The following is a 14,627-nucleotide window of genomic DNA, read 5'->3' as shown; positions in this document are numbered from 1 at the left end:
GCCGCCGGAACCGGTGCGCGTTCGTCCGCCAATCCGGCTAACATCACACGCGATCCAGCCAATGAAGGAGTTCCGCATGGTGCGTCCGATGTTTCCGGGCCATGGTGCAACGCAGAAGCGGCCGCGCACGCGCCGGTTCGTGCCGATGCTCGTCGCGTCGCTGTCGTTCGCCGCTGCCGGCCTCGGCGCGGCCGGCAGCGCGCGCGCGGCGATGAATTTCTGCGCGGCGCCGGCACTGCAGGCGAGCGAGACGACCCAGGCCGAGCCGGGCGTGCAGGCGCTGATCCGCAGCGTCGACGCGCGCATCGGCGAGCAGCCGAAGGCGATGCCGCGCGTGCACACCGAGGGCACGCTGCCGCACGAAGGCATCTACGACCAGAGCGCCGCCGCGCTGAAGGACATGGACCTGATGCGCGACGCGGCGCTCGCCTGGCGCGTGACGAACGCGCCGCGCTACCTGCAGCTCGTCGACCGCTTCCTGTCCGCGTGGGTCGCGACCTACCAGCCGAGCTTCAACCCGATCGACGAGACGCGCTTCGAAAGCCTGATCATCGCGTACGACATGACCGCGAGCGCGCTGCCGGTGAAGACCCGCAACGCGACGGCCGCGTTCATCGCGAAGCTCGGCGCCGCCTATGTCGCGCAGATCGATGCGCAGAAGCGTCCGCTCACCGGCACCTGGCGCAACAACTGGCAGAGCCACCGGATCAAGCTGATCGCGCTGTCCGCGTTCACGCTCGGCGACCGCAGGATGATGAACGCCGCGCAGCGGCTGTTCGTCGAGCATCTCGCCGACAACATCGGCCCGGACGGCAAGACGTGGGACTTCGAGGAACGCGATGCGCTGCACTACGCGGTGTACGACCTGCAGCCGCTGGTGACGGCTGCGCTCGCCGCGCGCCGCTTCAACCGCAACTGGCTGCGCGAGCGCGGCGCGAACGGCGCGACGCTCGCGGCCGCGCTCGACTGGCTCGTGCCGTACGCGCTCGGCGAGAAAACCCACGAGGAATTCGTGAATTCGCCGGTGCCGTTCGACGCGAAGCGCCGCGAGGCCGGCCTGCCGGGCTACACGGGGCAGTGGGACCCGAAAAACGCCACCGAACTCTTTCATCTGGCCGCGCGGCTGGACGGGCGCTATGCCCGCGTCGCGCAGCAGCTTTCCCCGACGCCGCCCGCATGGCTCGCCGCGTGCCTGCCATTGCAGGCGCGCTAGCACTACTCTTATAAGCAAGGCAGGTATCGAAATGGCAGTCAGCGTGTTTGACCTCTTCAAGATCGGCATCGGTCCGTCCAGTTCGCATACGGTCGGACCGATGCGCGCGGCGCTGATGTTCGTCCAGGGCCTCGAGCGCGACGGGCAGCTCGATGCGACGGCCCACGTGAAGGTCGAGCTGTACGGCTCGCTCGGCGCCACCGGCAAGGGCCACGGCACCGACCGCGGCGTGATGCTCGGCCTGCTCGGCGACGCGCCCGACACCGTCGATCCCGACACGATCGACGCGCGGCTGGAAGACGTCCGCAAGTCGAAGAAGCTCGCGCTGCTCGGCACGCATCCGGTGCCGTTCGTGCTGAAGGAGAACATCGCGTTCTACCGCCAGGCGCTGCCCGAGCATCCGAACGGGATGAAGCTGCGCGCGTCCGACGCGAACGGCGCGGTGCTGGTCGAGCGCACGTACCTGTCGGTCGGCGGCGGTTTCGTCGTGACGGCCGGTGCGCCGAACACGAAGGTGCTGAGCGCGGCCGAGCAGATGACGCACCCGTTCCGCACCGGCGCGGAGCTGCTCGCGCTGACCGAGTCGACCGGCAAGTCGATCGCGCAGTTGATGTGGGAAAACGAGCGCGCGTGGCACACCGAGGAAGAGACGCGCGACGGGCTGCTGAAGATCTGGGCCGTGATGCAGTCGTGCGTGTCGCGCGGCTGCGGGATCGGCAACCCCGATGCCGACGGCAACCTGCCCGGCCCGTTCCAGGTCAAGCGCCGCGCGCCGCAGCTGTACCGCACGCTGACGGGAAGCCCGGAGCGCGCGCTGCAGGACCCGCTGTCGATGATCGACTGGATCAACCTGTACGCGATCGCGGTCAACGAGGAAAACGCGGCCGGCGGCCGGGTCGTCACCGCGCCGACCAACGGCGCGGCCGGCATCATCCCGGCCGTGCTGCACTACTACACGCGCTTCACGCCCGGCGCGAACGAGCAGGGCGTGATCGACTTCCTGCTGACGGCCGCCGCGATCGGCATTCTCTACAAGCTCAACGCGTCGATCTCGGGCGCGGAAGTCGGCTGCCAGGGCGAAGTGGGCGTCGCCTGCTCGATGGCGGCCGGCGCGCTTGCAGCGGTGCTCGGCGGCACGCCGCAGCAGGTCGAGAACGCGGCCGAGATCGGCATGGAGCACAACCTCGGCCTCACCTGCGACCCGGTCGGCGGGATGGTGCAGATCCCGTGCATCGAGCGCAACGCGATGGCATCGGTGAAGGCCGTCAACGCGGCGCGCATGGCGCTGCGCGGCGACGGCTCGCACTACGTGTCGCTCGACTCGGTGATCAAGACGATGCGCGAGACGGGCGCCGACATGAAGACGAAGTACAAGGAAACGTCGCGCGGCGGGCTGGCGGTGAATATCGTCGAGTGCTGATGCCGGGTCCGACGGTAACGCGAGGCGGATTGACGTCCCGCATTACCGCCGGACGTAGTCACGGACACGAATCGTTCAGCCAGTTTTCCAGTCGCAACCCCGGATAGCTCGCGAAGTCCCGCTCGTTGTTGGTCACGAGGACGACATCGAGCGACACAGCGTGGGCCGCGATCAGCTTGTCGAGATGATCCTTCTTCCGTTCGCGGGTCGCGTCGCGAACAGGACCGTACGCTTGCGCAGCCGCCACATCGAACGGCGCAACGGGAATATCCTCGACCAGCGCGGCAAGATTTAGACGCTCCCGGTCAGGATTCGCGCACACCGCGACACCGTACTCGAGCTCGGCATACGTGACCGCCGACATCACGACGTCCCCCGTGTAACACTGCGCAAACCGTCTTGCGACCTGCTCCGGCTGATTCCTCATCAGATAGATGCACATGTTGGTGTCGAGCATGTAGCGCGGCATCACAGACCCTCGCGCTCAGCCTGCTCCTGATCGCCGCGTCCTTCGGACATGAAATCCGGCCCGAATTTCGCAAACTTCTCGAGCACACAGGTCAGAGGCCGCCGCATAGGCCGAATACGGATTTCGTCACCCACCCGCTCGATTTCCAGCTCGATATCGCTACGCTCATAAGCAAGGTCTGCTGGAATCCGTACGGCCTGCGAGTTGCCGTTCCGAAATACCCTGGTGGTATGCATGTCGATCTCCGATCCGGATGTACGTCGGATGTACTTTAGATCGTTTCCGATATCATGTAAATCCATGTGTGTACATGACGATCCGTTCGGCAGCGGTATGCTCAATGGGCGGTGCCTCGATCCGTAAGCGAACACTGGCACTTCCATCTTTCCCCTCCCGTCATGATGTTCCTCCGGTGCTTGATGGCTTGATTCAGCCCCGTTCCGACACTTGGTGAATAGCGTCGAGCACCGAGCCCGGCGCGATGCATCACGGCCATTGCCGCCGCGCATGCAATACGCGGAGGATCTCCACGATGTTGTCGGCCGGCCGGATGCGATACACGAGCACGTAGTTCGGCGCGACCACCAGCTCGCGTGTGCCCGCCACGCGCCCTTGCCGATACAGTTCGGCGCACGCGGGCAACGCCGCGGCCCGCTCCTCCAATCGCTCGTCCAGTTCGAGCGCGGCCAGCGGGTCGTCCCGGCCGATGTAGTCCATGATCGCGGCGCGGTCCTCGCGCGCCTTCGGGTGCCAATGCAGCGCGAGGGTCAAGCAGCATTACCCCGCTTGCCCGCGATCCGTTGACGCAGCGCGGCACGGCGCGACGCAAACTCTGCGCTGACCTCGGCATCGGGAATCGACGGGCGCGGATCGTCCAGCGCCTGCTGCACCTGCTCGCGAAACCAGCGGTCGTGGACGGCCGCTTCATGGGCCGCTTTCAGCGCGGCCGCACGATCGGGCCGGGTCGCCCGGCCGGCTGCATCCGGGTCGAAATCCGACGCGTCCACATCGAACCGGCTGATGCCTATTTCGCGCAGAAACCCGACCAGCGTTTCAAAACGGCGGAACACGCGCACGTCGCCGCGCTTGGCCGACAGGAGCCGTTCGCTTGTGCCGCAACGGGCCGAAACGGCCCAGCCGTTGCCGCAGCCGATCACGCGCGCGGCGCGCACGGCGCCGGCCTCGACGAGCTGGACGAGCGTCTTTTGATCGATCGTTTCGGTTGCCATGATGGATTCTCGATACCGTTAGTCATCCCGGGAAATTTTACTATTGAATGGCCTCCCGTTTTATTGTTACTTGGGAGGTGCGGCATCGATGATCGAGACCCGCATTCGCCTCGACATCCGTAGCTCGAGCGATCACGCACAAGTCACCCTTTCGGCCAACCGCATCCGGCCAACACGGGCGACGCGCCGTCCGGATCACTCCGTGTTCCGACACTTTTCACGGCCCCGCCGACAGGCGTAAGCTGTACGTCCCGCTACCCAGGGAGACGGCAGCCCATGTCGCATTCCAAGGATCTCGAGCCGCGCGCCACCACCGGTGCGCGACTGCTCGTCGATGCGTTGCTCGCCAATCACGTCGAACGCGTGTTCTGCGTGCCGGGCGAGAGTTTCCTCGCCGTACTCGATGCGCTGGCGGACGACACCGCGCGCATCCAGACGGTCGTCTGCCGCCACGAGGCGGCCGCCGCGAACATGGCCGAGGCCGTCGGCAAGCTGACGGGCCGCCCCGGCATCGCGTTCGTCACGCGCGGGCCCGGCGCGACGCATGCGTCGATCGGCGTGCACACCGCATTCCAGGATTCGACGCCGATGATCCTGTTCGTCGGCCAGTGCGCACGCGAGCACCTCGACCGCGAAGCCTTCCAGGAAATCGACTACCGCCGGATGTTCGGCCAGATGGCGAAATGGGTCGCGCAGATCGACGACCCGCGCCGCATCCCCGAATACCTGAGCCACGCGTTCCACGTCGCGATGTCGGGCCGTCCGGGCCCGGTCGTGCTCGCGCTGCCGGAAGACGTGCTGTCCGAAGCGTGCGCGCCGCAGCCCGTCGTGCCGGCCGCGAAACGCGTCGCCGCCGCGCCGTCGGCCGCGCAGATCGACGAACTGCGCGAGCGGCTCGCGCGCGCGGAGCGGCCGTTCGCGATCGTCGGCGGCAGCGGCTGGACACCCGACGCGTGCGCGAACCTGCGCACCTTCGTCGAGCGCTGGCAACTGCCGGTCGCGTGCGCGTTCCGCTATCAGGACACGATCGACAACGCGCACCCGAACTATGCGGGCGACGTCGGGCTCGGGATCAATCCGGCGCTCGCGAAGCGCATCCGCGACGCCGACCTGCTGCTCGTGATCGGGCCGCGCCTCGGCGAAGCGACGACCGGCGGCTACACGCTGCTCGACATCCCGAAGACCCGCCAGACGCTGATCCACGTGCACCAGGGCGCGGACGAGCTCGGCCGCGTGTATGCGGCCGACCTGCCGATCGTGTCGGGGATGCCCGAGATCGCCGCGCCGCTCGCCGCGCTCGAACCGCCCGATCACCCCGCGTGGGCCGGCACGGCCGCCGACGCGCATCGCGCGTACCGCGAATGGCATGCGCCGCTGCCGATGCCCGGCGACGTCCAGCTCGGCGACGTGATGGTGCAGTTGCGCGAGCGCCTGCCGCACGACGCGATCCTGACCAACGGCGCCGGCAACTATGCGATCTGGCTGCATCGCCACTTCGCGTACCGGCACTTCCGCTCGCAGCTCGCGCCGACGAGCGGCGCGATGGGCTACGGCATCCCGGCCGCGCTCGCCGCGAAATCGCTGTACCCGTCGCGGGCCGTCGTCGCGCTCGCGGGCGACGGCTGCTTCATGATGGCCGGCAACGAGCTTGCCACCGCGATGCAGTACGGACTGAACATCGTCGCGATCGTCGTCAACAACGGGCATTTCGGCACGATCCGCATGCATCAGGAGCGCAACTACCCGGGCCGAGTGCACGGCACGGGGCTCACGAATCCCGATTTCGCCGCGTATGCGCGCGCGTTCGGCGCGCATGGCGAGACGGTCGAGCGCACCGCCGATTTCGCGCCCGCGCTCGAGCGCGCACTGACCTGCGGGCTGCCGGCGCTGATCGAGATCCGCATCCCGCAGGACGCCAGCACGCCGGCCGCGACGCTAGAACAGATCCGCGAGCAGGGCCGCCGCGCGCGCGGCGGATAACGGTGGAAACGCGCACCGCGCCGTCCGGCGTCGCGCTGTCGCACGACGACGCGCTCGTGCTCCCCGGCACGCTGCTCGCGCCGGACGGCACGCTCGTCGCGCCGTACGACGTCGAGCACGGCAGCACCCGCGCAGTCGGCCACGTGCCTGCCGCGCCCGCGCTCGGCCTGCTGCATGCCGCGCATCGGCCATTCCGGCTCGACTACGACGCCGCGCGGCATGTGCACGTGATCAACGGGATGGGCGTCACGCTCGGCGATTCGGTGATCGGGCTGACCGCGCTCGCCGCACTGCGCGCGGCGCACGCGGGCCTGCGTTTCACGCTGTACCGGCCGGCCCGCACGCCGCGCTATGTCGACGCGCTGTATGCGCTCGCGGCCGACGTCGTCGCGCCGTCGCGCACGCTGCCGTGCGCCGTCGACGCGCTGCCCGCGGACGCGCCGTGCATCGACGTCGGCAATCACCTGTACTGGCCCGCGTTCGCGCGGCTGCCGATGATCGATTTCTTCCTCGACGCGCTCGGCGCCGACCCGGCCGCCGTGCCGGCCGCCGCGAAGCGCAACCGCTGGCTCGCGCGGCTGCCGCTGCCCGCGCTGCCGGCCGCATGGCAGCGGCCGTACGTGCTGTTCTGTCCGAATGCGAGCACCGCGGTGCGCAGCGTGCCGCCCGCGCTACGCGCGGCGTTCGTGGAACGGCTCGCGCAACGCTACGGGCTGCCGGTGGCCGGGTTCGACCCCGTCGCGCATCCGGCCTACACCGACGTGAGCGGCGACGCGACCGACACCGCGCGCTTCATCGCATGGATCAAGGGTGCCAGCCTGCTGTTCGCGCCCGACACGGCCGCGCTGCATCTCGCCGACGGTTTCGACGTGCCGACGCTCGCGTGTTTCACGACGATCGGGCCGGCGCTGCGCGTGCGCGACTATCCGCATTGCGTGCCGGTCGCGCTCGACGTGCCGGCCGAATTGCACGGGCTGCATCGCAGCGAGCGGCCGGACGATCTCGCGGCGGTCGAGGCCACGTATCGCGCGATCGACTGGGATGCGCTCGCGTGGCCGGCGCCGCGCGAAGCGGCGGCGATCACCGGATAAGAAAACAGCGCGCGGCAGCCAGCCGGAACGCCGTGATCACCCCGCCGCGACCATCGCCGCGCGATCGCGCAGCGTCTCCGACGGCCGCTTGCCGAACAGCCTTCGGTAATCGGTCGCGAACTGGCTGAGATGCCAGAAGCCCCACGCCTCCGCGACGTCCTGCACCGAGCCGGCCGCGCGCCCGCACAGATCGCGCCGCGCGCCGTTCAGCCGCAGCGTGCGCAGATAGGTCGCGGGCGCCATCCCGAGCACGTCCTGAAAGCAGTACTGCAGCGTGCGCCGGCTCACGTGCAGCTGTTCGCACAGCTCGGGCACGCCGACCGGGCGCGTGCGGTGCGCAAGCACGTAGTCGCGCGCCTGCTCGACGATCCAGCGGCGCGTCGACGGCGCGCGGCCGGCACCGTCGTCGCCCGGTTGCGCGCACGCATCGAACAGTGCGGCCAGCACCTCGGCCTGCAGATCGTCGCGCTGCGCATCTGGCAGCGGGCCGGCCACGGCCACCGCGCCGTCGAGCCGGCGGCCGAGCAGCGCGCACAGGCGCGCGAGCCGCGCATCGCCGACCTGCATCACGCGCTGCGTGAACAGCCGCTCGTCGAGCGCGCGGCGTTCGACCTCCTCCGCATAGCGGCGCAGCACGTCGCCGCGCACGACGACGCCGTAGATCGAGAACTGCGCGGGCGTCAGCAGCTCGAATTCGACGTTGCCGGGCCGGAACGCGAGCGCGCCGGGCCCGATCCGGCATGCATCGACGCGTGCCGTACCGTCGCACACGAGCGGGATGCCGAACCAGTATGCATCGCCGCGCACCTCGCATGCCTGGCGCAGCAGGTGGCTCGTCGATTCTCGAAACAGCTTCATCGTGTCGAGCGGCAGCTCGGTCAGCGTGCCGACGAAGCGGCCGGCCGCGAGCTGGTCGTAGGTCTGCCGCCAGCCGATCAGGTTGCGCGCCTGCTCGTCCGCGTCGTGCGCGACGCTGACGACGGCCTGCCCGGCCAGCGCGTCGTCGCCTTGCGCGTTGCGACGCGTGTCTTCGGCCGTCGGTTCTTCGATACTCGCCACGTGTTGATCCATCGTGTTCTCCCTCACCTGCCCGGAACCGCATCTGTCACGCAAGTCCCGTGCCGAACCGCGCGGCCCGGCGCACAACCCGTCATTTCACGCTACCCGGCCGGCTCGCGCGATACGGGCGCACCCGAAGGCGGCGTGCCGCGCACGCCGCCGGTGCGATCCGCGCCGCGACCGCGCATATTCGCCGCCGTCGCCACCGGCTACCGAATACCGGCTACCCGGCCGGTTTCAGCCGCACGACCCGCGTGCCGCAGTTGCCGTACGCCTGCGCGACCGCCAGCTCGACGATCGCGCTGCCGGCCGGCCAGGGCGCCGCGTCCGCTTCGGGCAAATCGGCACGCAGCGTCGCGCGGCCGTTGATCCGGTAGCGGATGCCGCGCACGAAATCGACGAACAGCAATCCGACCCCGCTGCCGTCGCACGCTGTCGCGTCGAGCCGGCCGTCGCCGTGCGCGGGCAACGCGAACCGCAGCGTCTTCGTGTCGATCACGCGGACGACGGGCAGCAGGTCGCCGTTCGCGTCGCGCAGGCTCTGCACGATGTCACAGGTCACGGCTGCGCGCCCCCCGCATGCAGTGCCGACGAACATGAATGGCTGCGTTTCGACGAACTGCCGCACGCCGATGCTCACGCGCGTCGTGACGGCGTCGCTCATCCGCTCGGCTTCGTCCGCCACGCCGAAGCGGTGCTGTGCGTCGAGTTCGCCCGCGTGGAATACGGGGTGGCGCGGAAAGGATCGGGGAAGGTCTGCCATGCCGGTTTTCGTTACACGCATCGGCACACCGGGCCGCAGCGAACCCGCGGCGGCCGGTATCGTTTCCGGCGCTGGCCGCGACGGTGCGAGGCCTGCGCCGGGTGTCGGATGTCGAAGTCGAAAATGGCGAAGTGCCGGGTGACCGGATGGCAGGCAGTCAGCACATCGCACCCGCGCGTGAGCCGCGCGACGGGCGGGCAAACATCGCCCGGCCGTCGAACGTTCTACGCAGCCCGCGCATCACGCGTGTCACCGCCGAACACCGGCAACCGTACTGCCGGCGCTGCTTTGCCGACCGGCCGGTCCCGGCGCTTCGCCACTGCGTTGACGATCGGGTCAGAAGAACCCGAGCGCCTCGGCCTGGTAGCTGACCAGCAGGCACTTCGTCTGCTGATAGTTCGACAACGCCATCTTGTGCGTCTCGCGGCCGATCCCCGACTGCTTGTAGCCGCCGAACGCCGCGTGCGCCGGGTACAGGTGGTAGCAGTTGGTCCACACGCGGCCGGCCTCGATCTCACGGCCCATCCGGTACGCACGCGTGCCGTCGCGCGTCCACACGCCCGCGCCGAGCCCGTAGAACGTGTCGTTCGCGAGTTCGATCGCTTCCTGCTCGTCCTTGAACGTCATCACCGACGCGACCGGCCCGAAGATCTCTTCCTGGAACACGCGCATCTTGTTGTTGCCGAGCAGCATCGTCGGCTTCACGTAGTAGCCCGTGCCGAGTTCGGCGGCCGGCGCCGTGCGTTCGCCGCCCGTCAGGCATTGCGCGCCTTCGCCGCGGCCGATGTCGATGTACGACAGGATCTTGTCGAGCTGCTGCTGCGACGCCTGCGCGCCGATCATCGTCTGCAGGTCGAGCGGGTGGCCGGACTTGATGCGCTCGACGCGCGCGACGGCCTTCTCGATGAAGCGTTCGTAGATCGATTCCTGGATCAGGATGCGCGACGGGCACGTACACACTTCGCCCTGGTTCAGCGCGAACATCGCGAGCCCTTCGAGCGTCTTGTCGAGGAACGCATCTTCCCGATCGAGCACGTCGGCGAAGAAGATGTTCGGGCTCTTGCCGCCCAGTTCGACCGTCGACGGGATCAGGTTGTCGGCGGCGGCACGCAGGATGTGCTTGCCGACCGGCGTCGAGCCCGTGAACGCGATCTTCGCGATCCGCTTGCTGGTCGCGAGCGCTTCGCCCGCTTCCTTGCCGAAGCCGTTCACGATGTTGATCGTGCCGGCCGGGAACAGGTCGCCGATCAGTTCCATCAGCACCAGCACCGACGCGGGCGTCTGCTCGGCCGGCTTCATCACGACGCAGCAGCCGGCCGCGAGCGCCGGTGCGAGCTTCCACGCGGCCATCAGCAGCGGGAAGTTCCACGGGATGATCTGGCCGACGACGCCGAGCGGCTCGTGGAAGTGGTACGCGACGGTGTTGTCGTCGATTTCGGAGATGCCGCCTTCCTGCGCGCGGATGCAGCCCGCGAAGTAGCGGAAGTGGTCGACCGCGAGCGGCAGGTCGGCCGCCATCGTCTCGCGCAGCGGCTTGCCGTTGTCGATCGTCTCGGCCACGGCCAGCAGCTTCAGGTTCTTTTCCATCCGGTCGGCGGCGGCGAGCAGCAGGTTCGCGCGCTCGGCCACGGACGTCTTGCCCCACTTGCGGCGCGCGGCATGCGCGGCGTCCAGCGCCAGCTCGATATCGTCGGCGCCCGAGCGCGGAATGCGGCAGAACGGCTGGCCGTTGATCGGCGACACGTTCTCGAAATACTCGCCCTTCACCGGCGCCACCCACTTGCCGCCGATGTAGTTGTCGTACTGCTGACGGTACGGGTATTCGACGTCGAGGCCCAGTTGTTTCAGGTCAAACGGGTTCATACATGTCTCCTGTTCATCGTGCTTGTGTAAGTACAGCGCCGGTTGGATCGCGCTGCATCGGTTTACGCAACATGCGTGCCAAACGGACGGGAGCGGAACGGAAGCACGACGACCACGGCCGGCCCGCGTGCGCGCCGTGCCGTGTTCACGCACGCAGCACGGCGGGTGTGCCGATTCGGAACACCGCGACTGCGCAGCGGGGTAGCCGGTGTTCTGAATTTCCACAGCGGCTGTGCCGGACCGCACAGGCATACAGGTCGCGACGCATGGCATGTCGCTTGCGTGCGAATCGCGCATCCCGTCCACACGCAGCGGCGTTCGCGCCGGCCGACACCATGAGCGACCCGGCCCCCCTGACCGACGACGCCGTCGCGTTCATCCGCGAGCAGGCGTTCCTGATCGTCGCGACCGCCGACGCGACGGGCGACAGCGACTGCTCGTACCGCGGCCGCCAGCCGCGCGCCGACGGCGCGTTCGAACCGCTCGTCGACATCCCCGACCGCCGCACGCTCGTGCTGCCCGACTTCGCAGGCAACAATCTGTTCAACACGATCGGCAACCTGCTCGTGAATCCGGCCGTCGCGCTGCTGTTCGTCGATTTCGTACGCCAGACGACCTGGCTCGTGCAGGGCCGCGCGACGATCGACGAGGATGCGGGAAGCCGCGCGCATCTGTGGCCCGACGCGCGGCGCTATGTGGTGATCGAGGTGGAGCACGCGCAGGTGCGCATGGATGCGGCACTGCCGCCGCTGGTGCTGGCGTGATGTGATGCGATTGGCGGATCGTCAGCGTGCGAAGGCGGTGATACAGCACTGCACGGGCGCTCCGGCCGCCATCGCCAAAGCACCCATGCGTGACGACGCAACACTCATCGCCCGTGCGTCTCCGCACAGGCCGGTTCGATCCGGCTGCGCGCGGGCGCGTCGGCAGGCGCATGCCCGTCCGCGTCGTCGCCCGCTTCAGCCGCCGGCCGCCCGCCGAGAAACACGAACACCACCACCGCGCACAGCACCGTGACGACGGCCAGCCCGGTCAGCAACCGGTCGAACGCATGCGTATAGCTCGCGAGCAGCGCCGCATGACCGACGCCCGGCAACGCAGCAGCCGCGCCCGCGAGATCGCCGGCCGCGAGCCGCGCAGCCGCACGCAGCGTCGCATCGGGCGTGCCGGCAGCACCAGCCGCCTGCCGCAGCCCCGTCTGAGCGAGCGCGGCCAGCACCGCGCCGACGATCGCGAGCGCGATCCCCTCGCCGGCCACGCGCGTCGTGCTGAAGATCCCCGTCGCCATCCCCGCGCGCTCCTTCGGCACGACGCTCACCGACAGCCCGTCCATCAGCCCCCACGGCATCCCGGCGCCGACGCCGATCGCAAGCATCGGCGCGATCGCCGCCGGCCCCGCGCCGCCGCGCAGCGCTTCACCCAGCCACATAAGCCCGCCGGCCGCGACCACCAGCCCGAGCGCCGAGATCACGCCGGCCGACAGCCAGCGCGTGAGCGTCGCCGCGGCGAACGGCACGACGAGCATCGGTGCGGAGATCGCGAGCATCAGCCAGCCGGCGTCGATCTCGCTGAAGCCGTCGATGCCGATGAAGCGCAGCGGCAGCACGACGAGCAGCACGATGTAGCAGCAGCAGGTCGACACCGGCAGCACCTGCACGCCGACGAAGCGCGCGATGCGGAACAGCGACAGGTCGAGCATCGGCCGCGCGACGCGCGTCTCGATCGTCACGAACGCGCATGCGCCGAGCGCCGCGCCGGCCAGCAGCACGATCACGAGCACGCTGGTCCAGCCGCGCGCGGGCGCCTCGATCACGCCGAACGTGAATAGCGTCAGTGCGGCGGTGAACGCGGCCGTGCCGGGCCAGTCGAGCCCCGTCGCATGCGGGTCACGCGACTCATGCATGCGCGGCAGCCCGAATGCGAGCGACAGCACGCCGGCCACCGCGCTCGTGACGAAGATCGCGCGCCAGCCGTAGTGCCCGATCAGGCCGCCGGCCAGCACGGGCCCGAACGCGAGCCCGATGCCGAAGGTCGTGCCGAGCAGGCTGAACGCGCGCGTGCGCGCCGCGCCGTCGAACTCCTGCGCGAGCGCGGCCGTGCCGCCCGCGAGCGCCGCGGCCGCCGCGAGCCCTTGCGCGGCGCGCAGCAGGTCGACCGCGAGCATCGACGGCGCGAACGCGAGCGCAACCGACATCAACGTGAAACCGCCGACGCCGATCGCGAACAGCCGCTTGCGGCCGAACTGGTCGGCCAGCGCGCCGGCCGCCATCAGGAAACTGCCGAACGCGAGCATGAACGCGTTGGTGATCCAGTTCATCGCGACCGTGCCGCCATGCAGGTCGCGGCCGATCGCCGGCGTCGCGACCGCGCCGCCCGAAAACGACAGCGGCAGCGCGACGGCGGCCATGCAAACGGCGGCCAGCACCCACGCGCGCCGGCGCGCCGAAACCGCCGATACGGCTGAAAACGGGTGATCCATCATCGCTCCTCGAAAAGCCGGCGCGGATGCGCCGCCAGAGCGACAGAAGATAAATCCGATTCAATCCGCGAAAAACCACGCGAAGTTCCACATATAACGGACTAGAATTCCGCAATCCCCTCAGCCGCGCTCGTCGGCGCATGCACTTCGATTCGATGGAAAACCTGACCGGCATCGTCGCCTTCGTCCGCACTGCCGAAGCGCTGAGCTTCGTCGCGGCCGGCCGTGCGCTCGGCATCTCGGCGTCCGCGGTCGGCAAGACGATCGCGAAACTCGAGCAGTCGCTCGGCGTGCGCCTGTTCAACCGCACGACGCGGCGCGTCACGCTCACTGAAGAGGGGCGGCACTTCTACGAACGCTGCCAGCGGATCCTCGAGGATTTCCGCGATGCGGAAGCGACCGTGACGGCATCGGCGCAGCGCCCGCGCGGCAAGCTGCGCGTGAGCCTGCCGGTGATCGGCTACCGCTTCCTGCTGCCGGTGCTGCCCGAGTTCCGGCAGCGCTATCCGGACGTCGAGCTCGATCTCGATTTCAACGACCGGATGGTCGACGTCGTCGAAGGCGGCTTCGACGCTGTGATCCGCAGCGGCCCGCTGTCGGATTCGAGCCTGATGTCGCGGCGGCTCGGCCCGTTCGCATTCGTGCTGTGCGCGACGCCTGCGTATCTCGCGCGGGCCGGCACGCCGCACACGCCGCGCGATCTCGAAGCGCACGAATGCGTGCGCTATTGCTTCCCGACTACCGGCAAGCTGCAGGACTGGGCACTCGCGGCCGACGACGGCACGCCGCTGAAGCTGCGCACCGCGATGACCTGCAACAACATGGAAGCGCTGCGCGGCACCGTGCTCGCGGGGCTCGGCATCGGCTACATGCCCGATTTCCTCGCACGCGACGCGCTCGAACACGGCGCGCTCGTGACCGTGCTCGACGACTACCGGATCGCGCCGGGACAGTTCTCGATCGTGTGGCCGTCGAGCCGGCAGTTGTCGCCGAAGCTGCGCGTGTTCGTCGATTTCCTGTGCGAGCGGCTGTTCAGGTAGCCGCGGCGCACGCAGTCGCGC

14 protein-coding genes are annotated in these 14,627 nt (G+C 69.1%); 6 read left to right on the top strand and 8 right to left on the bottom strand.

The window, feature by feature from the left end:
* Positions 1–76 precede the first annotated feature (76 nt).
* Together MRS60_RS00780 and MRS60_RS00775 are read left to right on the top strand one after the other, a co-directional pair.
* Positions 77–1,213 carry an alginate lyase family protein gene (locus tag MRS60_RS00780; protein ID WP_243565080.1) on the top strand — a complete coding sequence of 379 codons (1,137 nt, stop codon included), beginning with the start codon at positions 77–79 and terminating at the stop codon, positions 1,211–1,213.
* Positions 1,214–1,244: 31 nt separating this feature from the next.
* Positions 1,245–2,633, top strand: a complete 1,389-nt coding sequence (locus tag MRS60_RS00775; RefSeq protein ID WP_217590123.1) for an L-serine ammonia-lyase — start codon at positions 1,245–1,247, stop codon at positions 2,631–2,633.
* Positions 2,634–2,691: 58 nt separating this feature from the next.
* Here MRS60_RS00775 and MRS60_RS00770 read toward each other — a convergent pair whose 3' ends face one another.
* From MRS60_RS00770 to MRS60_RS00755, 4 genes are all read right to left on the bottom strand, one after another.
* Positions 2,692–3,102 carry a type II toxin-antitoxin system VapC family toxin gene (locus MRS60_RS00770; protein WP_034183868.1) on the bottom strand — a complete coding sequence of 137 codons (411 nt, stop codon included), beginning with the start codon at positions 3,100–3,102 and terminating at the stop codon, positions 2,692–2,694.
* Complete coding sequence (gene vapB / locus MRS60_RS00765; RefSeq protein ID WP_243565079.1) at positions 3,102–3,338, bottom strand: type II toxin-antitoxin system VapB family antitoxin; 237 nt, start codon at positions 3,336–3,338, stop codon at positions 3,102–3,104. The genes MRS60_RS00770 and vapB overlap by 1 nt, the downstream gene beginning before the upstream one ends.
* A gap of 250 nt (positions 3,339–3,588) precedes the next feature.
* Entirely contained in the window at positions 3,589–3,873 is a 285-nt protein-coding gene (locus MRS60_RS00760; protein ID WP_175748245.1) for a type II toxin-antitoxin system RelE/ParE family toxin, read from the bottom strand.
* The gene (locus MRS60_RS00755) at positions 3,870–4,331 is read right to left on the bottom strand and encodes a hypothetical protein (protein ID WP_034183865.1); all 462 of its coding nucleotides are present in this window, start codon (positions 4,329–4,331) and stop codon (positions 3,870–3,872) included. The genes MRS60_RS00760 and MRS60_RS00755 overlap by 4 nt, the downstream gene beginning before the upstream one ends.
* A 276-nt stretch (positions 4,332–4,607) precedes the next feature.
* Here MRS60_RS00755 and MRS60_RS00750 point away from each other — a divergent pair, with 276 nt between their 5' ends.
* On the top strand, positions 4,608–6,311 hold the full coding sequence (locus tag MRS60_RS00750) for a thiamine pyrophosphate-binding protein (protein WP_243565078.1): 1,704 nt from the start codon (positions 4,608–4,610) through the stop codon (positions 6,309–6,311).
* Entirely contained in the window at positions 6,308–7,402 is a 1,095-nt protein-coding gene (locus MRS60_RS00745) for a glycosyltransferase family 9 protein (RefSeq protein ID WP_243565587.1), read from the top strand. Before MRS60_RS00750 ends, MRS60_RS00745 begins: the two co-directional genes overlap by 4 nt.
* A 36-nt stretch (positions 7,403–7,438) precedes the next feature.
* Here the strand turns inward: MRS60_RS00745 and MRS60_RS00740 are convergent, their stop codons facing one another.
* The 3 genes from MRS60_RS00740 to exaC form a co-directional block, all read right to left on the bottom strand.
* Positions 7,439–8,473, bottom strand: coding sequence for a helix-turn-helix domain-containing protein (locus MRS60_RS00740; protein ID WP_105390392.1), 1,035 nt, complete (start codon positions 8,471–8,473; stop codon positions 7,439–7,441).
* A gap of 211 nt (positions 8,474–8,684) precedes the next feature.
* Positions 8,685–9,224, bottom strand: coding sequence for a hypothetical protein (locus MRS60_RS00735; protein WP_243565077.1), 540 nt, complete (start codon positions 9,222–9,224; stop codon positions 8,685–8,687).
* A gap of 336 nt (positions 9,225–9,560) precedes the next feature.
* Positions 9,561–11,087 (bottom strand): acetaldehyde dehydrogenase ExaC, encoded by a 1,527-nt coding sequence (gene exaC, locus MRS60_RS00730; protein ID WP_034183862.1) that lies wholly within the window; start codon positions 11,085–11,087, stop codon positions 9,561–9,563.
* Between the two features lie 335 nt (positions 11,088–11,422).
* Here exaC and MRS60_RS00725 point away from each other — a divergent pair, with 335 nt between their 5' ends.
* Positions 11,423–11,851 carry a pyridoxamine 5'-phosphate oxidase family protein gene (locus MRS60_RS00725; RefSeq protein WP_131945749.1) on the top strand — a complete coding sequence of 143 codons (429 nt, stop codon included), beginning with the start codon at positions 11,423–11,425 and terminating at the stop codon, positions 11,849–11,851.
* A 104-nt stretch (positions 11,852–11,955) separates the two neighbouring features.
* On the opposite strand, the gene MRS60_RS00720 is transcribed toward MRS60_RS00725, so the two are convergent.
* Positions 11,956–13,566 (bottom strand): MFS transporter, encoded by a 1,611-nt coding sequence (locus MRS60_RS00720; protein WP_243565076.1) that lies wholly within the window; start codon positions 13,564–13,566, stop codon positions 11,956–11,958.
* A gap of 155 nt (positions 13,567–13,721) precedes the next feature.
* Here MRS60_RS00720 and MRS60_RS00715 point away from each other — a divergent pair, with 155 nt between their 5' ends.
* Complete coding sequence (locus MRS60_RS00715) at positions 13,722–14,606, top strand: LysR family transcriptional regulator (protein WP_105390430.1); 885 nt, start codon at positions 13,722–13,724, stop codon at positions 14,604–14,606.
* Positions 14,607–14,627 lie beyond the last annotated feature (21 nt).

It is taken from the genome of Burkholderia pyrrocinia, assembly GCF_022809715.1.
Lineage (GTDB): Bacteria > Pseudomonadota > Gammaproteobacteria > Burkholderiales > Burkholderiaceae > Burkholderia > Burkholderia pyrrocinia_C.
The sequence above is the reverse complement of the archived record's forward strand: the minus strand, read 5'-3'. Positions and strand labels throughout refer to the sequence as shown.